This window comes from Microlunatus sp. M237 (assembly GCF_056896895.1).
Map to the genome: position 1 here is coordinate 1,054,030 of NZ_JBXHBL010000001.1, position 24,486 is coordinate 1,078,515.

26 protein-coding genes and 1 tRNA gene are annotated in these 24,486 nt (G+C 69.6%); 15 read left to right on the forward strand and 12 right to left on the reverse strand.

The genetic code is table 11. The features are described from left to right. Nucleotides 1-244: 244 nt before the first annotated feature. A complete protein-coding gene (locus AC1XX3_RS05045; protein ID WP_483319973.1) occupies nt 245-1,333 on the reverse strand; it encodes a WD40/YVTN/BNR-like repeat-containing protein in 1,089 nt (362 codons plus the stop codon). A gap of 86 nt (nt 1,334-1,419) precedes the next feature. Between AC1XX3_RS05045 and AC1XX3_RS05050 the strand changes: the two genes are divergently transcribed. Further along, on the forward strand, nt 1,420-1,971 hold the full coding sequence (locus tag AC1XX3_RS05050; protein ID WP_483319974.1) for a PadR family transcriptional regulator: 552 nt from the start codon (nt 1,420-1,422) through the stop codon (nt 1,969-1,971). A gap of 2 nt (nt 1,972-1,973) precedes the next feature. On the opposite strand, the gene AC1XX3_RS05055 is transcribed toward AC1XX3_RS05050, so the two are convergent. The 4 genes from AC1XX3_RS05055 to AC1XX3_RS05070 are packed head-to-tail and all read right to left on the reverse strand — an operon-like array spanning nt 1,974 to nt 4,984. Then, nucleotides 1,974-2,489, reverse strand: a complete 516-nt coding sequence (locus tag AC1XX3_RS05055; RefSeq protein ID WP_483319975.1) for a hypothetical protein — start codon at nt 2,487-2,489, stop codon at nt 1,974-1,976. Nucleotides 2,490-2,507: 18 nt separating this feature from the next. After that, nucleotides 2,508-3,242 (reverse strand): CPBP family intramembrane glutamic endopeptidase, encoded by a 735-nt coding sequence (locus tag AC1XX3_RS05060; RefSeq protein ID WP_483319976.1) that lies wholly within the window; start codon nt 3,240-3,242, stop codon nt 2,508-2,510. Further along, the gene (locus AC1XX3_RS05065; protein ID WP_483319977.1) at nt 3,239-4,144 is read right to left on the reverse strand and encodes an NAD(P)H-binding protein; all 906 of its coding nucleotides are present in this window, start codon (nt 4,142-4,144) and stop codon (nt 3,239-3,241) included. Before AC1XX3_RS05065 ends, AC1XX3_RS05060 begins: the two co-directional genes overlap by 4 nt. Nucleotides 4,145-4,174: 30 nt before the next feature. Next, on the reverse strand, nt 4,175-4,984 hold the full coding sequence (locus AC1XX3_RS05070; RefSeq protein ID WP_483319978.1) for a phosphatase PAP2 family protein: 810 nt from the start codon (nt 4,982-4,984) through the stop codon (nt 4,175-4,177). Nucleotides 4,985-5,080: 96 nt separating this feature from the next. Between AC1XX3_RS05070 and AC1XX3_RS05075 the strand changes: the two genes are divergently transcribed. The 5 genes from AC1XX3_RS05075 (at nt 5,081) to AC1XX3_RS05095 (ending at nt 9,248) form a co-directional block, all read left to right on the forward strand. After that, complete coding sequence (locus tag AC1XX3_RS05075) at nt 5,081-6,355, forward strand: Nramp family divalent metal transporter (protein ID WP_483319979.1); 1,275 nt, start codon at nt 5,081-5,083, stop codon at nt 6,353-6,355. A gap of 72 nt (nt 6,356-6,427) precedes the next feature. Then, nucleotides 6,428-7,126, forward strand: a complete 699-nt coding sequence (locus AC1XX3_RS05080; protein ID WP_483319980.1) for a GAF and ANTAR domain-containing protein — start codon at nt 6,428-6,430, stop codon at nt 7,124-7,126. Nucleotides 7,127-7,236: 110 nt separating this feature from the next. Beyond that, nucleotides 7,237-7,710 (forward strand): Hsp20/alpha crystallin family protein, encoded by a 474-nt coding sequence (locus AC1XX3_RS05085; protein WP_483319981.1) that lies wholly within the window; start codon nt 7,237-7,239, stop codon nt 7,708-7,710. A gap of 24 nt (nt 7,711-7,734) precedes the next feature. Next, the gene (locus AC1XX3_RS05090) at nt 7,735-8,634 is read left to right on the forward strand and encodes a glycoside hydrolase family 5 protein (protein ID WP_483319982.1); all 900 of its coding nucleotides are present in this window, start codon (nt 7,735-7,737) and stop codon (nt 8,632-8,634) included. 56 nt (nt 8,635-8,690) lie between these two features. Then, nucleotides 8,691-9,248: a hypothetical protein gene (locus AC1XX3_RS05095; RefSeq protein WP_483319983.1), complete on the forward strand. Its 558-nt coding sequence runs from the start codon at nt 8,691-8,693 to the stop codon at nt 9,246-9,248. A 19-nt stretch (nt 9,249-9,267) separates the two neighbouring features. Here the strand turns inward: AC1XX3_RS05095 and AC1XX3_RS05100 are convergent, their stop codons facing one another. Together AC1XX3_RS05100 and AC1XX3_RS05105 are read right to left on the reverse strand one after the other, a co-directional pair. Then, nucleotides 9,268-9,468: an SDR family oxidoreductase gene (locus AC1XX3_RS05100; protein WP_483319984.1), complete on the reverse strand. Its 201-nt coding sequence runs from the start codon at nt 9,466-9,468 to the stop codon at nt 9,268-9,270. Then, nucleotides 9,439-9,512 (reverse strand) — tRNA-Gly (locus tag AC1XX3_RS05105). Before AC1XX3_RS05105 ends, AC1XX3_RS05100 begins: the two co-directional genes overlap by 30 nt. 170 nt (nt 9,513-9,682) lie before the next feature. Here AC1XX3_RS05105 and AC1XX3_RS05110 point away from each other — a divergent pair. From AC1XX3_RS05110 to AC1XX3_RS05130, 5 genes are all read left to right on the forward strand, one after another. Then, nucleotides 9,683-10,198, forward strand: coding sequence for a hypothetical protein (locus AC1XX3_RS05110; RefSeq protein WP_483319985.1), 516 nt, complete (start codon nt 9,683-9,685; stop codon nt 10,196-10,198). 165 nt (nt 10,199-10,363) lie between these two features. Next, nucleotides 10,364-11,035, forward strand: coding sequence for a DUF1707 SHOCT-like domain-containing protein (locus AC1XX3_RS05115; RefSeq protein ID WP_483319986.1), 672 nt, complete (start codon nt 10,364-10,366; stop codon nt 11,033-11,035). Further along, nucleotides 11,032-11,643 (forward strand): DUF1707 SHOCT-like domain-containing protein, encoded by a 612-nt coding sequence (locus tag AC1XX3_RS05120; protein ID WP_483319987.1) that lies wholly within the window; start codon nt 11,032-11,034, stop codon nt 11,641-11,643. The genes AC1XX3_RS05115 and AC1XX3_RS05120 overlap by 4 nt, the downstream gene beginning before the upstream one ends. A gap of 7 nt (nt 11,644-11,650) precedes the next feature. Continuing rightward, nucleotides 11,651-12,142 carry a PH domain-containing protein gene (locus AC1XX3_RS05125; RefSeq protein WP_483319988.1) on the forward strand — a complete coding sequence of 164 codons (492 nt, stop codon included), beginning with the start codon at nt 11,651-11,653 and terminating at the stop codon, nt 12,140-12,142. Further along, nucleotides 12,139-14,499: a PH domain-containing protein gene (locus AC1XX3_RS05130; protein WP_483319989.1), complete on the forward strand. Its 2,361-nt coding sequence runs from the start codon at nt 12,139-12,141 to the stop codon at nt 14,497-14,499. Before AC1XX3_RS05125 ends, AC1XX3_RS05130 begins: the two co-directional genes overlap by 4 nt. Here AC1XX3_RS05130 and AC1XX3_RS05135 read toward each other — a convergent pair. Beyond that, a complete protein-coding gene (locus AC1XX3_RS05135) occupies nt 14,481-14,933 on the reverse strand; it encodes an SRPBCC family protein (protein WP_483319990.1) in 453 nt (150 codons plus the stop codon). The genes AC1XX3_RS05130 and AC1XX3_RS05135 overlap by 19 nt on opposite strands. A gap of 59 nt (nt 14,934-14,992) precedes the next feature. On the opposite strand from AC1XX3_RS05135, the gene ppgK reads away from it, so the two are divergent. Next, the gene (gene ppgK / locus AC1XX3_RS05140) at nt 14,993-15,769 is read left to right on the forward strand and encodes a polyphosphate--glucose phosphotransferase (protein WP_483319991.1); all 777 of its coding nucleotides are present in this window, start codon (nt 14,993-14,995) and stop codon (nt 15,767-15,769) included. 24 nt (nt 15,770-15,793) lie between these two features. Here the strand turns inward: ppgK and argS are convergent, their stop codons facing one another. Beyond that, complete coding sequence (gene argS, locus AC1XX3_RS05145; protein WP_483320215.1) at nt 15,794-17,431, reverse strand: arginine--tRNA ligase; 1,638 nt, start codon at nt 17,429-17,431, stop codon at nt 15,794-15,796. A 162-nt stretch (nt 17,432-17,593) separates the two neighbouring features. Between argS and AC1XX3_RS05150 the strand changes: the two genes are divergently transcribed. Further along, nucleotides 17,594-18,418, forward strand: coding sequence for an aldo/keto reductase (locus tag AC1XX3_RS05150; RefSeq protein WP_483319992.1), 825 nt, complete (start codon nt 17,594-17,596; stop codon nt 18,416-18,418). Nucleotides 18,419-18,532: 114 nt separating this feature from the next. Continuing rightward, nucleotides 18,533-20,443: an amylo-alpha-1,6-glucosidase gene (locus AC1XX3_RS05155; RefSeq protein WP_483319993.1), complete on the forward strand. Its 1,911-nt coding sequence runs from the start codon at nt 18,533-18,535 to the stop codon at nt 20,441-20,443. A gap of 11 nt (nt 20,444-20,454) precedes the next feature. On the opposite strand, the gene AC1XX3_RS05160 is transcribed toward AC1XX3_RS05155, so the two are convergent. Beyond that, entirely contained in the window at nt 20,455-21,243 is a 789-nt protein-coding gene (locus tag AC1XX3_RS05160; RefSeq protein WP_483319994.1) for an Fpg/Nei family DNA glycosylase, read from the reverse strand. A 26-nt stretch (nt 21,244-21,269) separates the two neighbouring features. After that, nucleotides 21,270-22,517, reverse strand: coding sequence for an MFS transporter (locus AC1XX3_RS05165; RefSeq protein ID WP_483319995.1), 1,248 nt, complete (start codon nt 22,515-22,517; stop codon nt 21,270-21,272). A gap of 61 nt (nt 22,518-22,578) precedes the next feature. Here AC1XX3_RS05165 and AC1XX3_RS05170 point away from each other — a divergent pair, with 61 nt between their 5' ends. Further along, on the forward strand, nt 22,579-23,334 hold the full coding sequence (locus tag AC1XX3_RS05170) for a SanA/YdcF family protein (protein WP_483319996.1): 756 nt from the start codon (nt 22,579-22,581) through the stop codon (nt 23,332-23,334). Here AC1XX3_RS05170 and AC1XX3_RS05175 read toward each other — a convergent pair. Further along, a complete protein-coding gene (locus tag AC1XX3_RS05175; protein ID WP_483319997.1) occupies nt 23,224-24,435 on the reverse strand; it encodes an MFS transporter in 1,212 nt (403 codons plus the stop codon). The genes AC1XX3_RS05170 and AC1XX3_RS05175 overlap by 111 nt on opposite strands. Between the last annotated feature and the right edge of the window lie 51 nt (nt 24,436-24,486).

Consider the following 24,486-nt stretch of genomic DNA (forward strand, 5'->3'; position numbering starts at 1 on the left):
AGGGCGCGGGACACCGTCGGCCGTCCGATCAAGACACGGTGGGCACCCGATGCGCAGGATCCCTGTCTCAGAACGACCCGGGAGCAGTGCATGGCCAAGATCCACGATCTCGACACCAGGGCACAAGAAAGCCGCCCGGCACCCGGTCGTGAGACCAGACGTCGCCCCCGAAGACGACGTCGGAAATCTAGCACCTCCACCGATCCGATGGTGAATTCGCGAGCCGATGTTCTGCGGCGGCTCCTCACCCGAGCACGGCCGCACGGACGGACAGCACATCCGGCAGATGGCCGGCGATCTGGCGCCAGTCCTCGCCACCATCTGTACTGAGAAAGACGGACCCGTCCCGAGCGCCCAGATAGACTCCGGCCTGCTCCGCGGCATCCGTGCTCATCGCGTCGCGCATCACGGCAGCGTAGAAGTTGTCGGGCAGCCCGCTCGACGAGCTCTGCCAGCTGGCGCCGGCGTCGTGGGAGCGCCACACCCGCGCCCGACCGCCGGGCGGAATCCGTTGACCGTCGGCGATCAGCGGGAAGACGAACACGGTGTCCGGGTCGTGCGGGTGCACGACGATCGGGAAGCCGAAGTCGGCCGGCAGCCCGTCCGCGATCGAGACCCAGGAGCTGCCGGCGTCATCGGAGCGGTAGACACCGTGGTGGTTCTGAGCGAACATCCGCTCCGGGCGGGCCGGGTGCGCGGCGACCTTGTGCACACACTGCCCGAACTCCGGCCACGGATCGGGGAAGAAGTACGCCTTGATCCCGACGTTGGCAGGCTCCCAGCTGGACCCCGCGTCGGCGGTGCGGTACACCCCACCCGTCGACATGGCGACGGTGAGCCGCTGCGGGTCGTCGGGGTGCGGCACGATCGTGTGGATCGCCTGGCCGCCGTACCCGGCCCCCCACTGGGTGCGATGCGGGTGGTCCCACAGCGACCGCATCAAGGTGAAGGACTCGCCACGGTCGTCGGAGCGAAAGAGTGCCGAGGGCTGGGTGCCGGCGTAGACCACGTCCGGCTCGGCAGGTCCGCCCGGCTGGATCTGCCAGACCCGTTCGACGCTGGCGCCGAGGTCGTCGGGGAACCGGACGGCAGCGCCCTGGGTCTCCACCCACGTCCGGCCGAGGTCGTCAGAGCGATACACCCCCGGTCCCCAGTGCTCGCTGGTGGCGGAGACGAACAGCCGTGGTCGCTCGCCGCGGGTGTCGATGCAGGTGCCGTAGATGCCCTCCATCAAGAAGCGCGGCTCCGACCACTCCCAGTCGCGGCGCTCGGCATCGGAGCGGCCCACCCACAACCCTTTGCGCGTCCCGACCAATACGACTGCCTCACTCATCAGCCCGCCCCTCTTCCAGCACCGTTGCTGCACGCGAGACCCGGTCACCCCACGCTGTTCCTAACAGGAATAGTACGGTGACGGTTGTGAGTCAAGACCTGTCGACGACCGCCTACGCTCTGCTCGGCCTGCTGGTCTTCGACGGCACGCCGACCCCGGGGCTCACCGGGTATGAGCTCAAGCAGCGCGCCGATAAGACGCTCCGGTTCTATTGGGTGTCGCCGGCCATGAGCCAGGTCTACACCGAGCTGGACCGGTTGATGCTGCTGGAGCTGGTCGGGGCCGTCGACGCCCACGCCGGCCGCCGTACCCGTCGCTTCACCATCACCGACCTCGGTCGACAGCAGCTCCAGGAGTGGCTGGTCCAGCCCGACACCGAGTTCCCGATGCTGAAGCACCCGGTCGCCCTGCGGCTGCTGATGGCGGGACTGGTCGGCCCGGAGCATGCCAGGTCGCTGCTGCAGCGCTATCTCGAGCAGCTCGCCGAGCGCCGGACCGACCTCCAGCAGGTACGCGACTCGCTCGGCAGCGTCGAAGCGGTGCGCTATCCGGCCCTGGTGGCGGACTGGGGGCTCGGCTACTACGACGCCGAGGCGCAGATCGTCGCCGACCTGATCGAACGACTGCCACAGTCCTGAGCTCAGGTAGCCGGCGGAGCCAACGGTCGGCCGATCCCGGCCGACCACCACTGCGACGTCACCGCCAGGCCGGCTTCCGCCAGGGCCGCGGTGCGAGCCGAGTCGGGATAGGGGCAGGTGACCACAATCTGGCTGGCGCCGCGGCGGGCCGCCAGCACAACGGCCCGGCGCAGCAGCGGTACGCCGACCGTCGGCCACAGGTCATCGGTCGCGACGGCGAAGTCATCGACCAGGCAGGACGGCCCGCCCGGGTCGTAGACCGGTGGCGCATCGACCAGCGTCGCGAGCAGGAACCCCCGCACCTCCGCTCGGGCCGGCTCGGGCTGGGCCACCTCCACCAGCGCGATCGCCGCCGGGTCGGTGATCAGCCGTTGCAGGTGGGGCGTGTGCAGGCTGCGGGCGTTGGCAGCGGGTCGGAAGAAGCGTGGCTGGTCACGCGCCCACGCGCGCCTGGCCTGGTCGGCCAGCAGGCTGATCGACTGCAGGTCGCTCAACCGGGCCGCGCGGATCGCGCTCATGCGCCAAATCGTAGGGGGTCAGCCCGCCGCTCCGGCGAACAGCGGCGGGAGAACCAGCACCATGGTGAGCGACCAGGTGAGGTGGGTGAGGATCGGGGCGAGCACGCCACCACCGGCCCGGCGTTGCAGCCCGACGACCGCGCCAACCACGATCGCGGCGAAGACCAGCACCGGGTTGCCGCCGGCCAGGGTCGCCAGCGCATACAAGGCGGTGGAGATCAGCACCGGATGATGGACGCCGATGGCGGCGAACAGGGCACCGCGGAAGAACAGCTCCTCCGCGATCCCGTTCACCAAGGTGATGGCGACCACCAGGGGCAGGTTGCCGAACCTGGCGTAGCCCAGCACGTCCTCGGTGAAGCCGGCCAGTGGCGGGATCTCCCGGATGACCAGGGCACCGAGGACGAACACCCCCGACAGGACCAGTCCGACCAACACCGGTGTGATCACCGGTCGCCGCAAGGTGCCACCGATGGCGATGTGACCCAGGTGCAGCGGGCCGGAGGCCAGACTGCCGACCAGCCAGGTCGCGGCCAGGCCCAGGGTCAGCGGATAGAAGGCACTGTCGCCCGGTGCGGTGGAGAAGGAGAATCCGAGCAGCGTGGCCCCGGCGAGCAGGGTCACGGCCACCACGATCCGGCGGCGGGCGAAGGCGCGGTCGGACTCGCGGTGGTCGCGGTCGACCTTGTCGACCAGGACCGGGCGCAGAACCCCGACCATCCGCCCGACCAGACGGGTGCGGTTCTCGCTCACCCTCGGCTGTCCACCGGCTCGCGGGCGGCGAGGGCGAGCCGTACTGCGTCGTCGTAGCCCAGCGGCTCACCCGGTACGAGCTCGGTGATCGACCAGTCGTGCACGATGACCTCGTTCGACATCGAGTCGATCAGGTTGCGGCCGGTCCGGACGTCGACGTCGGTCACGAAGGACAGCCAGCGCGACGACAGACCCGGGGTGAGCAGCGGGATGAGCAGGATGGGCAGGGCCCGGTCGTAACGGATCCGCGCCACCCGGCGCAGCATCTCGGCGTAGTTCAGCACGTCGGGACCACCGACCTCGAAGACGCGACCGAGGGCTGCGTCGCTCTCCAGCACACCGACGAGATAACGCACCACGTCGACCAGCGCGATCGGCTGCGTCTTGGTCGTCACCCAGCGCGGCGCCACCATGGCGGGCAGGTGGTCGACCAGCTGCCTGGTCATCTCCCAGGAGATTCCCCCGTGGCCGACGACGATCGCGGCCCGCAGCACGGTCACCGGGACGCCACCCTCGCCCAGCAGCGACTCGACCTCGCGCCGCGACTGCAGATGCTCCGAAAGGTGCTCGGACTCGCTGCCCAGTCCGCCGAGATAGATGATCCGCTGGAGCCCGGCCTCGGCGGCAGCCAGGCCGAAGGCCCGGGCGGCGTCGGCGTCTTTGCGGGCGAAGTCGTCGGAGCCGAGCGAATGCACGAGGTAGTACGCCGCGTCCATCCCGCTCAGTGGTTCACGCAGGCTGTCGGCGTCGAACACGTTCCCGGCCACCGGAGCGCCCACGCCGTCGAACGTCTCGGGGCGCCGGGTCATAGCGCGAACGTCGTGACCCGCCTCCACCAGCGCGGCGCACAGAGCCGACCCGACGAAGCCGGATGCTCCCGTGACCAGGACACGAGACGGCATGGGTACCTCCGTAGAACCGTTCCTCGGACTCTACGCGGAGCCGGCAAGATCCCTGGCGGCGTGGCGTCGCCGGACCGTCAGGTAGAGCCGGTGGGCCGTGATCACCGCAGCCACCCACGCCAGGCCGAGTGTCCAGCCGACGGCGACATCGGTCAGCCAGTGGTGGCCGAGGAAGACGCGGCTGAGCCCCATGGTCACCATCCACGCCACGGCCAGCAGCACCGTCAGAGCGCGGGCCCAACCGCCGTGCAGCCGGCGCAGCACGAGGTAGGCCACCAGCCCGGCGATCACCGTGCTGTTCAGGGTGTGCCCGCTGGGGAAGGACGGCGAGCTCTCGAACGGCGGCACCGCATCGGAGATGGGCGGGCGGGCACGACCGACCAGCTCCTTGCCCACCGTCGTCATGGCCAGTGAGCCGGCCACCCCGATAACAAGCAGCAGCACCGGGGTCCGCGAGCGCCAGCGAACCACCATGACGACCAGCACGACGAGGGTGATCACGCTCATCCACAGCGGCCCGCCGAGATGGGTGAAGATGGTGGCTACGCGGGTGTTGGTCGCGGTCCGCAGGTCGATGGCGGCATCCAGCGCGGGGCGGTCCAGCCCGGCGATCCCGTCCCCCTCGTCGACCGCCTCGTAGACCTCGGAGCTGACCGCGGTCAGCGCCAGGACCAGCACCGCCCCCACCAACGCCGAGACGACCAGCACAGCGTTCGCGGAGGCGAACCGAGCCAACCGCAGCGCCATCCGGGCCAGTCCGCGACCGAGGGCGGTCGGCCAGCGGGTCAGGTCTCGGTCACCGATGCGCTCGTCTTGGACCGGGTCATGTCGCAGCCACATCCCGTCAGTGTCGCAGGCTGGTCGCACCGCCCGCCCCTGTGGTTGGGTGGGCTGGCAACTGCAGCGACCAGCGACCAGCGACCTGAGGACGGTGCCATGAGCGAGGCCACCAGCCGGACAGACGATCTCCTCGACGAGTCCGGCCCGCCGCCGAAGTGGAAGCTGGTCGGACCCGGGCTGCTGGTGGCCGCCACCGGGGTCGGCGCCGCCGATCTGGTCGCCACCCTCGTCGCCGGGCAGAAGTACGGCTACGCGCTGCTCTGGGTCGCCGTGCTGGGCTGCATCCTGAAGATCATCCTGGTCGAGGGCGCCGGCCGATACTCGCTCGCGACGCAGAAGTCGATCTTCGAAGGCTGGCGCTCGCTGGGCCGGTGGACCTCGATCTATTTCGTCCCGTACATCATCGTGTGGGGCTTCGTCTACGGGGCCGCGGCCATGTCAGCCACCGCTCTCCCGCTGGCGGCGCTGCTGCCGGACGTGCCGTTCAATGTCTTCGCCATCGGCTCAGGCCTGATCGGGCTCGCCCTGGTCTGGTTCGGCCGATACGCGTTCTTCGAGAAGATCTGCGCCGTGCTGGTCGCGGTCATGTTCGTCACCGTGGTCGGCGCGGCAGTGATCACCGTGCCGAACCTCGGTGACCTCGCGCTGGGGCTGATTCCCCGCATCCCGGACGGCTCCATGATCAACGTGCTCAGCGTGGCCGGTGGCGTCGGCGGCACGATCACGCTGGCGGCCTACGGATACTGGCTGCGCGAGAAGGGCTGGCATTCGCCGAGGTGGATGAAGGTGATGCGCCTGGACAACCGGATGGCGTACGTGATGACCGGCATCTTCGTGGTCTCCATGCTCATCGTGGGCGCCGAGCTGCTCCACTCCTCCGGCATCGCGGTGCGGACCGGTGACCGCGGTCTGCTGGACCTGTCGAACGTGCTGTCCGAACGTTACGGGCCGGTCCTCGGCAAGGTCTTCCTGGTCGGCTTCTGGGCGGCCTCGTTCTCGTCGCTGATCGGGGTCTGGAACGGCGTCTCGCTGATGTTCGCCGACTTCGTCGGCCACGCTCGGCACCTGGAGTCGGGTCACCCCGACACCCGGACCGGTGGCCGCTACTTCAAGGCGTACGTGTTGTGGCTGACCCTGCCGCCGATGCTGCTGTTGCTGCTGGGGCAGCCGGTGGCGGTCATCTTGGCGTACGGGGTTCTGGGGGCCTTGTTCATGCCGTTCCTGGCCATCACCTTGATGATGCTGCTGAACACCGACCGGACGCCTCGGGCCTGGCGCAACAAGGCCGTCAACAACGTCGGGCTCGGCGCGGTCACGCTCTTCTTCGTGGCGCTCGCCGCCTATCAGCTCTACGACACCATCGCCGGCTGACCCCCGCCGCCACTTCGCCGTGGCCCCTGGCGCCGGGCGTACCCTGTGCTCACCGACCAGGAGGGATCGACCGTGCCGAGCACAGACAACGACATTCTCAGGGCCTCACAGGCCCTGATGGAACGGCTGACGCCAGGCGACCTGGACGCCACGCTGCGCAACATCACCGCGGCCGCGGTCGAGGTGCTGCCTGGAGTGCACTACTCGAGCATCACCATGCGCCATCCCGACCAGACGCTCGACTCGTACGCCCTCACCGACGACCTGCTGCAGACGTTGGACGAGCAGCAGTTCACACTGCAGGAGGGCCCCTGCTACGACGGGACCACCAACGACCCGCTCGTCGTCAGTCGCGATCTGCTGGTCGACTCGCGCTATCCGAACTACGGCCCCGTCGCCGCCGCGGCGGGCGTCCGCTCCCAGGCCGGCGTCCGGCTGTTCGAGAACAGCCGGACCATTGGTGGACTCAACCTCTACAGCCGCGATGTCGCCGCCTTCGAAAGCGCCGATGCCCTCGGCCGGCTCTTCGCCCACCAGGCCGCGGTGGCGCTGAGCTACAGCATCGAGATCAAGAACCTGCGCGATGCGCTCCAGACCCGGACCCAGATCGGTGAGGGGGTCGGCATCGTGATGGAGCGCTATCAGGTCTCCGAGCAACAGGCCTTCGCGTTCTTGACCCGCCTCTCGCAGACCCGCAACGTCAAGCTGCGTCACCTGGCCGAACAGCTGGTTGCGGCTGCCGACAACCCGCGTCCCGCACCAAATCGATAGTCACTCCACTAATTGTCCGCGCGGGCCGCATAATTGCCGATTCCACGGGTACGGGTTGCAGCAGAGGCCGGGACCCGCTTGGCCGCGGACACGCAGGTAGGGAGATTGCTATGAGTCTCATGCAGTTCGGACCTTTCGGGGACCCCTTTCGCCAGATGGACCGACTGACCAGCCAGCTGCTGTCGGGCACCCGCACGCCGATCGGGATGCCGATGGACGTCTGGCAGTCCGACGACGGCTATCACGTCTGTCTCGACCTCCCCGGGGTCGATCCGGGATCGGTCGAGGTCACCTCCGAGAAGAACCTGCTGACCGTACGGGCCGAGCGCAAGCCGGAGTTCGGCGACGACGCCAAGGTGTTGGTGGCTGAGCGCAGCCAGGGCAGCTTCACCCGTCAGCTACAGCTCGGCGACGCGGCAGACGCCTCGAACGTGCAGGCGTCCTACACCAACGGCGTCCTGTGTCTCACCATCCCCCGGGCGGCGGAGAGCCAGCCGCGACGCATCGAGGTGCAGCAGGGCCAGAGCCAGGAGTCGATCGAGGTGGCCGGCAGCAAGCAGAGTGATGGCACCAGTGCGCAGTGATCCACCGGCCGCCAGCTGGCCAGGATGTCTCGTGACCGGGTGACGGAAGAGGGATCACCGTCACGTCACGTCGCAGCCGCTGGTCGGCCGCGACGCCGAGGGGTCAATCTGGGCAACACGCTCGACACACTCGACGGTCCGGCCAGGCCTGTCACCCACGTCCTGGTCGATATGGCGCACCAGGATGGCTTCAACACCGTCCGGCTACCGGTCCGATGGTCGACCCACGCTGATCATCGGCCCCCCTTCGCCATCGACGCGGATTTCGCCGCCCTCGTCGACCGGGCCTTGGACCTGGCGGAAGAGCGTGGGTTGCACGCCATCGTCAACCTGCACCACTACACCGAGCTGATGGTCGACCCGGACGCCCACGTCGAGCGGTTTCTTGCGCTCTGGCAGCAGATCGCCAGCCGGTGGAACCTACTCCTGCAACGGGCGTGGGCGGCCGTGCGAGCCTCCAACCCGGATCGAGAGATCATCGTCGGCACCGCACCCATGAACGACCCTGCTGGGCTCGACCACCTGGTTCTTCCGCCTGATCCGAACGTCACGGCCACCGTGCACTACTACGAGCCCTTGAGCTTCACCCACCAGGGGGCCGACTGGGTGCCCGGGCCAGTACTGCCGCTGGGGACCCGATGGGGCACCCCGGAAGACCACGCCAAAGTGAGCGACGACGTGGCGCGAGTCCATGCCTGGTCACTCGAGCATCGGGTGCGGGTGCTGATGGGCGAGTTCGGCAGCTTCGAACGGGCGCCGTTCCCCGACCGGACTGCCTGGACCCGCCACGTCCGCAGCGAACTGGACCGGCTGCAGCTGGACTGGTGCTATTGGGATCTCGCCAGCGACTTCGGTGTGCACGAGCCTCGGACGGGATCCATCCGAGCCTCCCTGCTTCAGGCCCTCCTGGGGGAAACTGCTTGAGACTGTGTGACGCCACGTTGTCGTGGGACAAGGTCGATCCCATCATGATGGGTTCCATGGAGGTCACCAAGGACGGGCGAGGCTGGCGGATCGGCACGGCCGGCGATGTCGCCTGGATCGCCGGCAAGACCACGGAAGGTCTCTGTGTCACCACAGCGATACCGCCGGTGTTCGACGCCTACGCCACCTTCTACCCGCCCGACGGCGTGAGTGTCCAAGCCCATGAACGCGCTGTGATCGACGTACTCAGCCAGCGCACGCCTGACCAGCCCTGGTGGCTGGGCTATCTCGACACAGGCGCCCACGACATCGTCTTCCCCTTCGCTTCGAAGGTGTCCCTCTACTGGAACTGGCGCTATGTGCTGGTCCAAGCAGGACCCGACCAAGCCCTCACCTGGCGGACCGGTCACATGCGCGCGGGACAAGGATCGTTGCCCGATCTGTTCTTCCCTGCAGATCACTCCTGGCTCATCTCCGCCCTCTGGGACGACACCTGGACCGACATCGGCGGGACCGCCGCACTGATCACCGCCCTGCACGACAATCCATTGGTCAACGCTCGCCGGGTCGGGACCGACGAAGACGCCCTTCCGCCAGGGCCCACGCGCGACTAGCCCCACGCGCGACCGAGGATCAGTGGCTGGTAAGAAATCCGCTGTCGACCGGCCGGGTGTGACCGGTGATCCAGGCAGCGTCGGCGGAGGCGAGGAAGGCCACGGCGGCGGCGACGTCGTCGGGTTCGCCGATTCGGCCGAGGAAGCCACGTGGAGTACCACGCCAGGGTGGTCCGGAATCGACTCGAGATGGAGCGGGTGACGAGAATCGAACTCGCACTATCAGCTTGGGAAGCTGATGTTCTGCCATTGAACTACACCCGCGCGCTGCCCTGCAGGACACGCCGAGGAGTCTAACCCAAACTCCTCCCAGGAATTGACTCTCCCCCAGGCTGAGGGTTTCTCAGCCCACTCACGGGAGATGGCCCTCCCTGGCCCTAGCGTCCTCAGCATCGGCCCGGGTCCCCGGGTCACCTGTCTCCCGAAGGAACCCCATGAAGCTTGTCCGCAAGATCGCAGCGTCAGCCGCCGCTGCCACCCTCGGCGCTGTCGGCATCGTCGCCGCCACCGCCGGTACCGCTTCCGCCGGATGTCCGAACGAGATCCTCTACAGCCTCAAAGCCACGTCGACCCACGTGCCCTTCAAGGGCATCCCGACCTTCAAGGACGGGCGAGGCGGCACCATCAGCGTCACGAAGGACTACACCAAGACGGCGAGCTATCAGGTCACCGCCGGGGCGGAGAGCGAGGTCGGGGTGATCCTGGCCAGGGCGAAGGTGTCGGTCAGCGCCTCGCTGACCAAGACCAACTCGTCAACGGTCACGCACAACTACAGCCACAAGATCAGCAAGGGCAAGTACGGCCATGCTCAGTACGTCTCGTGGGGCAAGACCATCCACTGGCGCAAGTCTCGGGTGACGTCACAGTGCAAGACGGTCCTTCTCTCCACCGGCACCATCAAGTTCCCGAGCAAGTCGGAGGGCTGGCGCTACTGGGAGACCAAGAACTGATCGCCGCCGGCGAACCCGGTCGCGGCAGTGACCGCGGCCGGGTGCGCTGGTAGCACCCGCAACGCCTGAATCCGCTCAGGGATGACCCGCGATCGTGCCTGGTGCGGCCCTGAAAGGGTGGCTTGACGGTCGCCGTTGCCGTGCGCTGGGCCGTAGATTGGGCGCGTGACCGACGCCCTGCCCGAACCTCGACCCACCGATCCGGTACGCCCGAGCGCCACGACCCCTGGCCAGCTGGGAAGTCTCCGCGCCTCAGACGCCGATCGCGACCAGGTGGCCACCGTGCTCAGCACCGCGTACGCAGAGGGCCGGCTGACCCGCGAGGAGCACGACGAGCGGCTCGAGCAGGTGCTCGCCGCCCGAACCTTCGATGACCTCCTCCCGATCACCAGCGACCTGGTGCCGGTCACCGCTGCTCCGACGCACCTGGCCACCACCCCACCGGCGGGCTTCACCGTCGACACCTCCAAGACGACCGACCAGACTGACCGGCTCGTCGCCGTGTTCGGTGGCGCCAGCCGTAGCGGACGTTGGCGGGTACGCCGCTCCACCCAGGCCCTGGCGCTGTTCGGTGGCGTGGACCTCGACCTGCGGAACGCGATCTTCGAGAGCCAGGAGGTGGAGATCTCGGGCATCTGGTGCTTCGGCGGGCTGGACATCAAGGTCCCAGCCGGGATCGAGGTCCGAGACCAGACCGCCGGCATCTTCGGCGGCACCGACATCCGTGACATCGGCGACCCCCTGCCCGGCGCGCCGGTGCTGGTGATCAAGGGCCTCTCGCTGTTCGGTGGGGTGTCGGTGCGCGGCCCGAAGCCAGAGAAGAAGCGCCGTCGATGACCAGCGAGAACCTCCGGGCATCCGACGCCGACCGTGACGCCGTGATCGAGCTGCTGCACGCCGCGTACGCCGACGGCCGCCTCACCGCCGACGAGCACACCGAACGAGTCGAGGTGGCCATCGCCGCCCGGACCTTCGGCGCGCTGATGCCCCTGACCGCCGACCTGGTGCCGGTGGCACCGGAACACCTCGCCGACTACACCGCGCCCGGCCCGATGGTCGTCACCGAAGGGGCCGACGCCCAGACGGACCGGATGACCGCAGCCCTGTCGGAGGTGAAACGGGTGGGCCCGTGGCGGATGCGCCAGCGCAGCGTGGCCCAGTCGTTCATGGGCACCATCCACCTCGACCTCACCGAGGCGACCTTCGATGCACCGGTGGTGGAGCTGAACGCGACCCAGGTGATGGGCAGCCTGTTCCTCCGGGTCCCGATCGGAACACGGGTCGTCGACGAGACGACCAACGTGATGGGCAGCACCTCGATCAAGGGGATCGGCGAACCCGAACCCAGCCACCCGACCATCGTCATCCGCGGGACGAACGTGATGGGTGACATCAAGGTTCGCGGGCCCAAGCAGGCGAAGGGTTGGCGCAAGGCCCTAGCCTGACCCTGTCATGGAAGAACTCTTCGCACCGCCCGCCTACGAGTGGAAACGCTTATCGCCGGCCTACCGCTCGCTGCGACGGCTGACCACCGTGCTTGTCGCCCCGATCCTGTTCAGCATCCCCGCCGTCCTCGTCGGGGTGCTGGCCGGACTGTGGTGGCTGTCAGCGATCCTGTGGGGCATCGCCGCGGTGATCGTCGTCACCCGGTGGGTTCTGGTGGAGCGCACCTGGCGCTCCTGGGGCTACGTGGAACGCGAGGACGACCTCTACATCACCCACGGGGTGCTGTTCCGCTCGCTGATCGCCGTGCCGTACGGGCGGATGCAGCTGGTCGAGGTGGGCACCGGTCCGCTGGAGCGAGCCTTCCACCTCGCCTCGGTCACCCTGCACACCGCCAGCGCCAGCACCGACGCCACCATCCCAGGGCTGCATCCCGACGAGGCGGCCCGGCTCCGCGATCGGCTCACCGAGCTCGGCGAAGCCCACCAGTCAGGGCTATGAGCCAGCCAGAGCCCCCCGAGGTCTCGCTCGCCCCGGCCCTGCCGGGCGTGCCCACGGTCAAACAGACTGAGCGCCCGCACCCCCTGACGCCGTTCATCCGGGGCTGGCTGGTCCTGGTGGCGATCGTCTTCGGCTTCTCCCGAGAGCTGGTCCCCGACGGTTCCGGGGAAGGCGGCTTCGACGTCGACGACCTTCGCTTCGTCCTACCCGCGCTGGGCGCGGCGGTCCTGCTGGCCGCACTGGCCGGCTTCGTCTCCTGGTATTTCACCCGCTTCGTCATCGACGACGAAGAGCTACGGATCGAGACCGGGGTGGTGTTCAAGAACTCGAAGAAGGTGCCGTTCGAGCGGCTCCAGTCGATCGACATCATCCAGCCGCTGGCGGCCCGGATGTTCGGGCTGGCCGAGCTCCGACTCGAGGTGGGAGCCGGCGACACCGCCATCCGGCTGCGCTATCTGAGCCGCTCCAACGCCACGTCGCTGCGCGACTATCTGCTGGCCCGCGCCCACGGCGAGCAGGCCAGCCGCGCCGCCGCCGGCGGCCCGGTGGCGAGTGCCTTCACCGACCTCAGCGCCGATGACGTACCGCTGGTCACCGTCACGCCGCAGCGGCTGGTCGTCGGCTTCCTGCTGTCCGGTGAGTTCTTGATCACCGCCCTGATCACCGTGGTGGTGCTCGGGGTGGCGGCCAGCTACGAGGTGGTCGGCTACGCCCTACCCGGCCTCATCCCCTTGATCATCGGTGGGGTCTCCATGGTCGGCCGCCGGGTGATCAGCATGTTCCACTTCACCTTGGCCCAGTCGGCCCGAGGGCTCCGCGTCACCCGCGGCCTGACCAACCTCACCAGCCAGTCGGTTCCGGTGGACCGGATCCAGGGCATCAAGATCAGCCAGTCCGCGCTGTGGCGCCCCCTCGGCTGGTATCGCGTCGACGTCGACATCCTCGGCTACGGCGCCTCCAGCGGCGAGAACAACGAGTCCGACGCCACCAGTGTGCTGCTGCCCATCGCCGACGCGGCCCAGGTCGCGGTGGCGCTGGGGCAGGTGCTCCCGAGCGTCGACCTCTCCACGGTCGAGCTGCGACGGGCGCCGGCCCGCGCGCGGCGGCTGCACTGGGTCGGGGCGCACACCCTGCGCTACGGCTGGGACGATGCGGTGGCGATCACCGAGCACGGCCTGCTCACCCACGTCCGCAACATCGTCCCGCACGCGAAGACCCAGTCGGTCCGGATCGAACAAGGACCGCTGCAGCGGCGGCTACGGCTGGCCAACGTCCATCTCGACACCCCCAAGGGTCCGGTCGATGCCGTGGCCCGCGAGCTCGACGAAGCCGACGCCCGCGCCTTCGCCCTCAGCCAACTGGACCGTGCCCGTGCCGCCCGCGCCGCCGACCGGGAGCGTCGGGCCCGAGCCGCCGTCGCCGGATCCGAATCCGACGGGTCGGAAGCTGCGGTGCTCGCCGCCTTCGGCATCGAGGCCGGGTCGCTGCTCGGCGAGGGCAGCGAGAGTCGGGTCTTCGCCCTCGGCGCCGACCGGGTGCTGCGGTTGTACCGATCTGGCCACGAGTCCCCTCTGCCGGTGGCCGAACAGCTGCGAGCGCTCTATGACACCTGGGCCGCGGCGTCGCTGCCGTTCGACGTTCCCCGCATCCTCGAGGTCGGGAGCTCGCACGGGCGGATCTGGACCGTGGACGTACGGATGTCGGGGCGTACGTTCTCCGGCTGGCTCCCCACCGCCTCGACCGAGGACCGCCGCGTCGCCCTGGCCAGCTATCTGGACGTCGCCGCGGGTCTGCAGGCCCTGCCCGCGCCGGTCACCGGCTTCGCCCGGTTGGTCGGCGACGACGCGCCCCAGTCCTTCCCGACCCTGGTCGACCTGCTCAACGCCCAGCTACGGAGCCGCGTCGGCGCCAGCGCGGCCCGGCTGCAGCCGGACGTGCCCGAGCTGCCGGCGATCTGGGACCGGCTGCACGCCGACCTGACGGCCAGACAGTGCCGCCCGGCGGTCGTCCACGGCGACCTGTGTCCCCCGAACGTCTTCTGCAGCCGCGGGCCGCAAGGCCAGGTGGTGGTCACCGGAGTCGGCGACTTCAGTCCGCACACGCTGCTGGCCGACCCGGTGATGGACCTGGCCGCGGCGGTCAGCTTCTTGGAGCTGGACGGGTACGACGGTGCCGCCGCGGACGCCGCCTGGCTGACCGAGCGGCTGGTCGCGATGTACGGACCCCAGATCCGGCACTGGCTGGACGTCTACCGCTGCTACTACGCGCTCTACTACGCCCCGGCGCAGGGCGAGGACGAGCTGTACGCCTGGTGCGTGGCCACGCTGCGCGCCGTGGGTCAGACCGTCGGCCGCTGAGCCGCCCAGTCCTCCAGCCGGTCCAGGGTCTGCTCAATGGAGCGCCGGTTCCGCTCCGCGGCCCCGATCAGCCGCAGGAACGCCGGCGCCCGCGACGTGCTGGCGTCGAACTCCTCGCGCACCAGGGTCGTCCGCGCATCGATCGGCTCCAACAGATAGCGCCAGACGTGGCCGCCGAAGTGCCGCCAGGCGATCCGCCGACCCTCCTCGAACTCGACCACCTCGTTGAGGATCTTGTAGGACACACCCCAGTGCATCTGCATCCCGAACCTCGACCCGGCGGTCAGCCGCTGCGGCGTGCCCGGCTGAACGGCGGTCACCGTGCCCGACCCGTCGAACGTCGCGTGCGAGGCCGGTCGGGCCAGCAGCTCGAAGATCTCCGCTGCCGGCGCAGCAATGGTGCGGGATGCTTCGACGACCGCGGGGGTACCCATGGCGTTAGCGTAGCCAGCCGCCCCTCGCCGTCGGAGGTCTTTCTGGATAGGCTCCGAACATGACCGAGCGACCCGTACTGGGCATTGACATTGGCGGCAGTGGCATCAAGGGCGCCCCGGTCGACCTGACCACCGGGACGCTCGCCACCAAGCGACTGCGGATCGAGACGCCGGCGAAGTCGACCCCGGAGAACGTGGCGGAGGTCGTCGCGGAGATCGTCGAGCACTTCAGTGAGCAGATCGGCGACGGTCCGATCGGCATCACCATTCCCTCGGTCGTGACCCACGGCATCACCCGGTCCGCCGCCAACATCGACAAGTCCTGGATCGACGCACCGGCCGAGAAGATGTTCGAGAAGCGGCTCGGCCGCGACATCTATCTGGTGAACGACGCCGACGCGGCCGGCGCCGCCGAGGTGCACTACGGTGCGGCCAAGGACCACCCCGGTCTCGTCATCGTCACCACCTTGGGCACCGGCATCGGCAGCGCCCTGATCTACCGCGGCGTGCTGGTGCCGAACTCGGAGCTGGGTCACCTGGAGATCGACGGCCACGACGCCGAGAGCGAGGCGGCGGCCAGCGTCAAGGACCGGCTGGACATCTCCTACGCGAAGTACGCCAAGCGGCTGCAGCGCTACTACGAGGAGATCGAGAAGCTGTTCTCCCCCGACCTGATCGTGGTGGGCGGCGGTGTCAGCAAGGACGCCGCCAAGTTCCTGCCGCACCTCACCCTCAAGGCCGAGATCGTCCCGGCGAAGCTGCTGAACACGGCGGGCATCGTCGGCGCCGCCTGGCTGGCGGTCGACCGGGTGGCGAACCCCAACCTGCTGCTGTGACGGCCCCGCCGGCAGCAGCCGGCATCACATCCGCTCGAGCGCCTCGATCCCCAGCATGTCCAGACCGGCGGCGAGAACCCGCTTGGTCGCCAGGCAGAGCGCGAGCCGCGAAGTCCGGATCTCGCCTTCCGACTTGAGCACCGGGCACTGCTCGTAGAACACCGACAGCGCACCGGAGAGCTCGTAGAGGTAGGTGCAGAGCTTGTGGGGCTGGAGCGTGACCGCGACCTCGTCGACCACCTCACCGAACCGGGACAGCAGCAGGGCCAGCGTCTGCTCGGCCGGCTCATCGAGCACGGCCACCGCACCCTGCTCCCCCAGCCCGTCGGCCTCGGCCTTGCGGAGCACCTGGCACATCCGGGCGTGGGCGTACTGCAGGTATGGACCGGTGTTGCCGACCGTGGCGACCATCCGGTCGACGTCGAAGACGTAGTCCTTGTTGAGCCCGGTGGAGAGATCGGCGTACTTGATGGCAGCGAGTGCGATCGGCGGCGCGGCCTTCTCCTCGGCCGCATCCAGCAGGCTGTTCAGCGTGACGGCGGTGCCCTCCCGGGTGGAGAACTTCTTGCCGTCGGCGCCGAGCACCTGGCCGAAGGCGACGTGCTCGGCCGAGACCGAGTCGGGCAGGAAGCCGGCCTTGCGGGCGACAGCGAAGACCTGCTCGAAGTGGAAGGTCTGCGGCGAACCGACGACGTAGATCAGCCGGTCGGCGTGGAACTCGCGGACCCGGCGCCGGACTGCGGCCAGATCGCTGGTGGCGTAGCCGAAGCCGCCGTCGCGCTTGCGCACGATCATCGGCGAGTTGAAACCCTCGACGAACACGCAGAGCGCGCCGTCGTCGACGACCGCGGTGCCGTCGGCCTCCAGCTCGGCCACCACCTTCGCCAGGTCGTCGTTGTAGGTCGACTCACCGGCGAGGTGCTCGTCTCTCAGCTGGACGCCGAGGCGGGCGTACGCCTGGTTGAACCCGACCAGGGAGATCTGGATCAGCTGCCGCCAGACCTGCAGCGTCTGCTCGTCTCCTGACTGCAACGCGACCACCCGGCGACGTGCCCGGGCGGCGAAGTCCTCGTCGGCCTTGAAGTGCGCGTTGGCCCGCAGGTAGGTCTGCTCGGCCGAATACAGGTTCAGGGTCTGCGGATCGACGCCCTCCTCGAGGATCTGCTCGACCAGCATGCCGAACTGGGTGCCCCAGTCGCCGATGTGGTTCTGCGGGATGACCTCGTGCCCGACCGCCGCCAGCACCCGACTCAGACAGTCACCGATGATCGAGGACCGGAGATGACCGACGTGCATCTGCTTGGCGACATTGGGTGAGGAGTAGTCGATCACCACGACCTGTCGCTGGGCTGCCGGGACCACGCCCGCGGCGGGGTCGGCGAGCTGGGCGGTGACCGACTCGGCCAGCACCGAGGACCGCAGCCGCAGGTTGAGGAATCCCGGGCCCGCGATCTCCACCGGCTCACAGACATCGTCGAGGTCGAGCTCGGCCACGATCCGCGCCGCCACCTCGCGCGGCGACCTGCCCTCGGACTTGGCCAGGCGCAACGCGACGTTGGACTGGAAGTGACCGAACTGCGGCTTGGTGGCGGGCCGAAGCTCAGGGTCGATGCCGGCGACGGCCTCGATCCGCGAGCTCAGCAGCGAAGGAAGGGAGGACACAAGAGTCAAGTATTTCACCTCCGCTACGGTGGTGTCGCCGGGATTCGCATCCACCATGCGGACTACCCCGGATTACGAGGGGCCAGGGTTGGTTACACCTCCGGGTGGCCGGCCAACGTCTGGCCGCTCGTCACCCATGACACCCGACCCTCAGGAGTCCCCATGACCCAGGTGCCCACCATCACCTTGAACGACGACACCACCATCCCGCAGCTGGGCTTCGGCGTGTGGCAGGTCTCGACCGACGACATCGTGCCCGCCGTCAAGAAGGCGCTCGAGGTCGGCTACCGCCACATCGACACCGCCGCCATCTACGGCAACGAGGAGGGCGTCGGCCGGGCGATCGCCGAGTCGGGCATCCCGCGTGACGAGCTGTATGTCACCACCAAGCTCTGGAACGCCAACCACGCCCACGACGACGCGATCGCCGCGGCGAAGGAGAGCCTGGGCAAGCTCGGACTCGACTACGTCGACCTCTACCTGATCCACTGGCCGACCCCCGCGAAGGACAACTACGTCGAGGCGTGGAAGGCGCTGGAGGAGATCCAGGCCAACGGCTGGACCCTGAGCATCGGCGTCTCGAACTTCACCGAGGAGCACCTGCGCCGGGTGGTGGCCGAGAGCAACACCGTGCCCGCGGTCAACCAGATCGAGCTGCACCCGACCTTCGGCCAGTCGGCCCTGGTCGCGGTCAACGACGAGCTCGGCATCAAGACCGAGGCCTGGAGCCCACTGGGCCAGGCCGAGGACCTGACCAACTCCACGATCACCGGGCTGGCCGAGACCCTTGGCCGGACCCCCGCTCAGGTGATCATCCGCTGGCACCTGCAGAAGGGCTACATCGTCTTCCCGAAGTCGATCACCCCCTCGCGGATCGAGGAGAACTTCAACGTTCTCGACTTCGAGCTCAGCGCGGACGACGTCGCCGCGATCGACGCCCTTGACCACGGCAACCGCATCGGTGGGGATCCCGAGACGCTCAACTGATCGACCGTGCTCGCGTGATCGACTGAATCACTCGGGAGCGCCGGTGCCGCTTCGGCGGCGCCGGCGCTCTTGTCCCCCGTCCCGCCGTGCTCAGACGAAGCGGAGCTGATCGACATGTCTGCTGCCCGTCAGCCGTTTCTGCACGAGCTGGTCACCACGTTCGCAGCCCCGACCCAGGTGTTGTCGGCGCAGGACGGCGACCTCGTCCCCGCCGGCGAACGCCCCAGCGCACAGGGCGTCATCCACGCCGACGTCCGCGTGGTCAGCACCTTGCGGGTCCGGGTGGACGGGCAGCCGCCGGAGCACCTCGCCACCTCCTCGGGCACCCGGTCGACGACGTTCTCGTCGCTACTGCGCTATCTGAACGCCGACCTCGCGGCGGCGCCCGACCCGCAGGTCCGGCTCGATCGCATCCGCGAGGTGTCACCAGGTGTGGTCTCCGAGACCCTGCGGCTCAGCTCGCTGGCCGCGCAACCGGTGGCGGCCACCGTCACCGTCGAGCTCGCGAGCGACTTCGCCCCGATCGAGCAGATCAAGTCCGGGGCGCAATCCCCGCCGCGGCCGCTGTCGCTGTCGCGCCGCGACGACACCCTGAGGTGGGGCACCAAGGACGTGACGGTGACCATGCGCGCCCCCGGCGCGGACGTGGCCCTGACCGAGGAGCAGACAGCCGTCGTGCTGACCTGGCCGATCACGATCCCCGCCGGCGGCGTGACCGAGGTGGGCCTGACGTTGACCATCGGCGACGCCGGCAGCGTGGTGGTGGCCGCCACCGGCATGGCCTTGGAGGTGGACGCCCTGACCGCCCGTGCACTGGACCCGCTGGAGGCACCCGACCCCCGGCTCGAGCCGTGGCTGCGCCGCTCCCTGGCGGACCTGGACAGCCTGCGGATGGCCACCGCCGACGCGCCCGATCTGACCTTCTTCGCCGCCGGCTCCCCCTGGTATCTCACCTTGTTCGGCCGGGACAGCCTGTGGGCGGCACGACTGCTGCTGCCCCTCGACCTCGAGCACGCGCTGGGCACCCTGCGTACGCTGGCGCGCCTGGCCGCGACCACGATGGACCCCGAGACCGCAGCACAACCGGGCAAGATCATGCACGAGCTCCGGCGCGACCAGCTCGCCTTCTCCGACACCTCGCTGCCGCCGCTCTACTACGGCACCATCGACGCCACCCCGCTGTGGATCTGTCTGCTGCATGACGCCTGGCGGGGCGGGCTGCCCGAGAGCGCGGTACGCGAGCTCGCGCCGACCCTGGTCGGAGCCCTGGCGTGGCTGACCGACTACGGCGACGCGGACGGCGACGGGTTCTTGGAGTACATCGACGAGAGTGGCCGCGGGCTGGCCAACCAGGGCTGGAAGGACTCTCACGACTCCGTCCGGTTCGCCGACGGCACGATCGCCGAAGGCCCGGTGGCGCTGTGCGAGGTGCAGGGCTACGCGTACCAGGCCGCTATGGCCGGCGCGGAGCTGCTGGACCATCTCGGGATGGAGGGAGCCGAGGGATACCGTCGCTGGGCCGGCGCACTGCGGCAGCGGTTCCGCGAAGCGTTCTGGTGCGGCACGGGCGACGGCCGATATCCCGCGCTGGCCCTGGACGGGACCAAGCGGCGGGTCGACGCCGTGACCAGCAACATCGGCCACCTGCTCGGCACGGGTCTGCTCGACCGCCACGAGGAGGAGCTCATCGCTCGCCGGGTCACCGCGGCGGACCTCGACTCCGGCCTCGGGCTGCGCACGATGTCGACCCTCGCCGGCGGCTACTCACCGCTGAGCTATCACTGCGGCTCGGTCTGGCCGCACGACACCGCCATCGTCATCGCCGGGCTGGTGCGCGCCGGGTTCGCGGAGTACGCCCGACCGCTCGCCGACGGCCTGCTGCGCGCCTCGGCGGCGTGGGACCAGCGACTGCCGGAGCTGTGGTCCGGCGAGTCCGACCCGGTCCCGTACCCGGCCGCCTGCCGGCCTCAGGCCTGGTCCGCCGCCGCGGCTGTCACGGTGGCCGCCGCGCTCGCCGCCGGCTGACACTGAACCCGTCACGGAGCCGGCTGGCAGCGCGGGCACCAATAGCTGCGTCGCTCCTGACCGCGGGGACCGAACTCCTCGGTCCGGATCGGCGTCCGGCAGCGTCGGCACGGCTGGCGGGCCCGCTCGAACACCCAGGCCCGGCGGGTGGGCCGGAGGTCGCCGGTGGTGGCCTGCTCGGGGCGCCAGCGGTTGGCGTACAGCAGCTGCTGGGCACGGATCACGAGGCGGCGCAGGTTCTGAACCGCCGCGACCGGGGTACGTGGGTGGATGCCCTGCAAGAACAGCACCTCGGCCCGATAGAACGTACCGATGCCGGCGAGGTTGCGCTGGTCGAGCAGCGCCTCGCCGATGCTGCGCTCGGGTTGCGCACCGATCCGACGTAGCGCCTCGTCCACGTCCCAGTCCGGACCCAGCAGGTCGGGGCCCAGGTGCCCGACGACGGTGTCCTCGTCGGCGGTGGGCAGCAGCTCCAGCACCGGCAGCCGGTAGCCGACCACGTCGTGGGTGGCGGTGCCGAGCACGACCCGGATCTGGAACTCCTCACCGCCGGACCACCGCCGGCCGGTGCCGTAGATCCGCCAGGTGCCGTCCATCCGGAAGTGGGCGTGGATGGTGTAGTCGTTGTCCAGCCGGAGGAGCTGGTGCTTGCCGCGGGAGACCACCTGACGCACGGTCACCCCACTGAGGTCGGTCGTGGCCAGCTGCGGCACCCGGAACTCGCACCGGGTCAGTCGCTGGCCGGCGAGCGCGTCGTCGAGTCGGCGGCAGGCGCGCCAGACCGTGTCTCCCTCGGGCATGGACCCATTGGACCATCCCGCCTCGGTCAGCTCGCCGGGATGGCCGCCCGGGCCAGGACGCCGAGGCGACGCCAGACCAGCACCGTCAGCAGGACCATTGCGGCGAACGCGACCCAGAATGGGGTGACCAGGGTGAAGGCCTGCGCCACCGCGCCGCCGAGCAACGCACCGAGGGCGGCCCCACCGACGGCGAAGACCAGATAGACGCTGGTCACCCGCCCCATCAGCTCCGACGGTGTGGCCCGCTGCCGGGTGGATAGCGACACCGACCCCCAGACGGTGGCGTGCACACCGAAGGCAACCATGGTGATCACCGCCGGCAGCCAGTGCCGGCTCAGGGCCAGGCTGAGATGGGTCAGCGTCTCGATCACCAGCCCGGCGCGCAGCAACGTCGCCGCATCGAAGCGCCGTTCCAGTCGGGGATACAGCAGCGAGCCCAGGACGCCGCCGACCGCTCCGACCGCGATCACCAGCCCGTACCCCACCTCGCTCAGCCCGAGCCGCTCCCGGACGTAGAGCACCCAGACGGCGAAGGCGCAGACGAAGGTCACGTTCATCACGAAGATCGTCACCGCCAGGGTCCGCAGGCCCGGGTGGGTGATTAGGAAGCGGATGCCGTGACGCATCGCGGTCAACACCGGCTCGTGCGCCGACTCCGGCAATACCGACGGCCGGGTCCGGATCCGGACCACGAGCAGGGCAGCGACCACCAGGCAGACGGCGTCGAAAGCCAGCGGCAGGGCCGAGGACGCTGCGAAGGCCAGCGCACCCAGCGGCGGGCCGGCCAGCTGGTTGGCCACCGTCATGGTGCCGATGATCCGCGCGTTGGCCGCGCCGAGCTGCTCGGGCGGCACCACCTGGGTGACCAGGGCCGACTTGGCGTTGTCAGCCAGCGTCTCGGCCGTACCGAGGCAGAAGACCGCGACGTAGACCACCACGATGGTCGCCACGTCGGTGACGACGGCGACCGCCAGCAACCCGACGACCAGCGCCCGGCACAGGTCGACCACCACGATGATGCGGCGCCGGTCCAGCCGGTCCACCAGCACACCGGCGAACAGGCCGAACACCAGCCAGGGTAGCTGCTGGGCGAAGACCGCGGCGGCGACGAGGAAGGGCTCGGCGGTCAGCGAGGCCACCAGCAGCGGGCCGGCTGCGAGCAGTGCACCGTCACCGAGGTTGGTCGCGGTGAAGCTGGCCCAGAGCCGGGCGAAGTCGCGTGACATGGCCAGGTCCGCCGTGCGGCGGCGCAGGGTGCTCCAGGGACCGGCCATTCCCGCGAGGCTAGCGGCCGAGTCCCGCGGCGGCGAGGACTTTACGTAAGGTGGGCCCGTGATGCGATGGGGACGAGCGGCCGGGTGGGCCGTCGCTATCGGCGCGGCCGGGTCCGGGGTGGCGGTTGCCGCCTCGGTCGCCTTCGTCCGGCACGCGGCCCGCGGCCATCTGTACGCGCCCGAGGACGTGCCGCCGGCGCCGGTCGCGCTGGTGCTCGGCGCGATGGTGCACCCCGACGGGATGCCGTCCAGCTTCCTCGCGGCCCGGCTGGACCTGGCCAAGCGGCTGTTCGACGCCGGCACGGTGAAGGTGCTGCTGGTGTCCGGCGACAACCAGGCCAAGGAATACAACGAGCCGGAGGCGATGCGGCGCTATCTGGTGCGGGCGGGGGTGCCTGAGGACCGGATCGTGCTGGACTACGCCGGCTTCGACACCTACGACTCCTGCTATCGCGCTCGGGCCGTCTTCGGGGTGGACCGTCTTGTCGTGGTCTCGCAGACCTACCACGTGCCGCGTGCCGTCGGCACCGCGCGGCTGCTGGGCCTGGAGGCGTACGGCGTCGGCGACGACACTGTGCGGCAGTTCTCGGACCCCTGGCGTCGGGGCGTGATCCGCGACCAGGTGGCGTGCGTGAAGACCGTGCTCGACCTGGCGAAGCGACGAAAGCCGGTGCTGGGCCGGGTCGAGACCGGGGTGGACGACGCGCTACGCGCTGCTCGCAGCTCGGTCCGACTCGATCCGGCCGGGCAGCAGGCCGGCCAGGACGATGACGACCACCGCGGCCAGCGGGGCGAACAGCAGCCCCACCCGAAGTGAGCTGGCGTCCGCGATCACGCCGATCACCGGCGGTGAGACGAGGAAGCCGATCCTGGTGATCCAGCCGACGGCGGCCAAGCCGGCGCCGGCTGGCAGGCCCGGGATCTCATCGGCGCCGTGCATCGCCATCGGGATCATCACCGCGATCCCCCAGCCGGCGGCGGCGAACCCGATCACCGTGGCCGGCACGCTCGGGAAGGCCAGTGCGCCGCCGAGGCCGAGCGCGGCGGCGAGCCCGCCGAAGCGGACCACCGCACGCGGCCCGAAGTGGGTGACCAGCGGGTCGCCGGCGAAACGCCCGACCGTCTGCAGTCCCTGCAGGGCGACGAAGGCGAGCCCGCCGACCGCTGCCGGTGCGGCCAGGCTGCCAGTCAGATAGATCGCGCCCCATGAGCTGCCGACGTCCTCGATCACGGCACCAACTGCAGCGATGGCCCCCAGCCCCACCAGCCGCAGACCCACGCCCGCATGCCACCACCGCCGGGGTTCGGCACCGGCTGTGGTGGCGTCGCGCTCAGCAGCGTCCGAGCCGGGCAGCAGCCAACGGCTCGCCAGCAGCGCCACAGCCGCGAAGATCACGGCCGTAGCGCCGAAGTGGACGGCGAGCGGGATGTGCAGGCCGGCGGCCGCGGAACCGATCAGGCCGCCGAGGACAGCACCGACGCTCCACACCCCGTGCAGCGAGTTGATGATCGAGCGGCCGTAGAGCCGCTGCACTCTCAGGCCGTGGGCGTTGTTGGCGATGTCGATCACCGAGTCCATCGCCCCGGCGCAGAACATCACCAGCGCCAGCACCCACCACTGGGGCGCGAAGGCGACGGCGAACGACACCATGATCATCACCAGGGTCCCGGCCAGCGCGACCCGGGCGGAGCTGAACCGGGCCACCAGCCGGCCGGCGATCAGACCGGCGACCAGGGCACCGACCGAGAAGCCGGCGATGGCGGTGCCCAGGCCCGCGTTGGACAGGTCCAGCGACGCCTTGATCTCCGGATAGCGCGGCAGCATGTTGGCGAAGACCAGACCGTTGGTGGCGAACATCGCCCCGGTGGCCCACCGGGCCTTGCGTACGTCGGTCTGGGCAGGGCTCAAGACAGTCACGCGTGCTCAACTCCGGATTCGGCGGCGGCCGACCGGCCGGGGTCGGAGCAG

Coding starts and splice junctions, on each gene's coding strand:
- AC1XX3_RS05125 (WP_483319988.1), top strand. CDS start 11,651: ATGGAAGAACTCTTCGCACCGCCCGCCTACGAGTGGAAACGCTTATCG.
- AC1XX3_RS05085 (WP_483319981.1), top strand. CDS start 7,237: ATGAGTCTCATGCAGTTCGGACCTTTCGGGGACCCCTTTCGCCAGATG.
- AC1XX3_RS05170 (WP_483319996.1), top strand. CDS start 22,579: ATGCGATGGGGACGAGCGGCCGGGTGGGCCGTCGCTATCGGCGCGGCC.
- AC1XX3_RS05130 (WP_483319989.1), top strand. CDS start 12,139: ATGAGCCAGCCAGAGCCCCCCGAGGTCTCGCTCGCCCCGGCCCTGCCG.
- AC1XX3_RS05070 (WP_483319978.1), bottom strand. CDS start 4,984: ATGTGGCTGCGACATGACCCGGTCCAAGACGAGCGCATCGGTGACCGA.
- AC1XX3_RS05075 (WP_483319979.1), top strand. CDS start 5,081: ATGAGCGAGGCCACCAGCCGGACAGACGATCTCCTCGACGAGTCCGGC.
- AC1XX3_RS05155 (WP_483319993.1), top strand. CDS start 18,533: ATGTCTGCTGCCCGTCAGCCGTTTCTGCACGAGCTGGTCACCACGTTC.
- AC1XX3_RS05165 (WP_483319995.1), bottom strand. CDS start 22,517: ATGGCCGGTCCCTGGAGCACCCTGCGCCGCCGCACGGCGGACCTGGCC.
- AC1XX3_RS05065 (WP_483319977.1), bottom strand. CDS start 4,144: ATGCCGTCTCGTGTCCTGGTCACGGGAGCATCCGGCTTCGTCGGGTCG.
- ppgK (WP_483319991.1), top strand. CDS start 14,993: ATGACCGAGCGACCCGTACTGGGCATTGACATTGGCGGCAGTGGCATC.
- AC1XX3_RS05055 (WP_483319975.1), bottom strand. CDS start 2,489: ATGAGCGCGATCCGCGCGGCCCGGTTGAGCGACCTGCAGTCGATCAGC.
- AC1XX3_RS05095 (WP_483319983.1), top strand. CDS start 8,691: ATGGAGGTCACCAAGGACGGGCGAGGCTGGCGGATCGGCACGGCCGGC.
- AC1XX3_RS05150 (WP_483319992.1), top strand. CDS start 17,594: ATGACCCAGGTGCCCACCATCACCTTGAACGACGACACCACCATCCCG.
- AC1XX3_RS05160 (WP_483319994.1), bottom strand. CDS start 21,243: ATGCCCGAGGGAGACACGGTCTGGCGCGCCTGCCGCCGACTCGACGAC.
- AC1XX3_RS05120 (WP_483319987.1), top strand. CDS start 11,032: ATGACCAGCGAGAACCTCCGGGCATCCGACGCCGACCGTGACGCCGTG.
- AC1XX3_RS05045 (WP_483319973.1), bottom strand. CDS start 1,333: ATGAGTGAGGCAGTCGTATTGGTCGGGACGCGCAAAGGGTTGTGGGTG.
- AC1XX3_RS05090 (WP_483319982.1), top strand. CDS start 7,735: ATGTCTCGTGACCGGGTGACGGAAGAGGGATCACCGTCACGTCACGTC.
- AC1XX3_RS05110 (WP_483319985.1), top strand. CDS start 9,683: ATGAAGCTTGTCCGCAAGATCGCAGCGTCAGCCGCCGCTGCCACCCTC.
- AC1XX3_RS05135 (WP_483319990.1), bottom strand. CDS start 14,933: ATGGGTACCCCCGCGGTCGTCGAAGCATCCCGCACCATTGCTGCGCCG.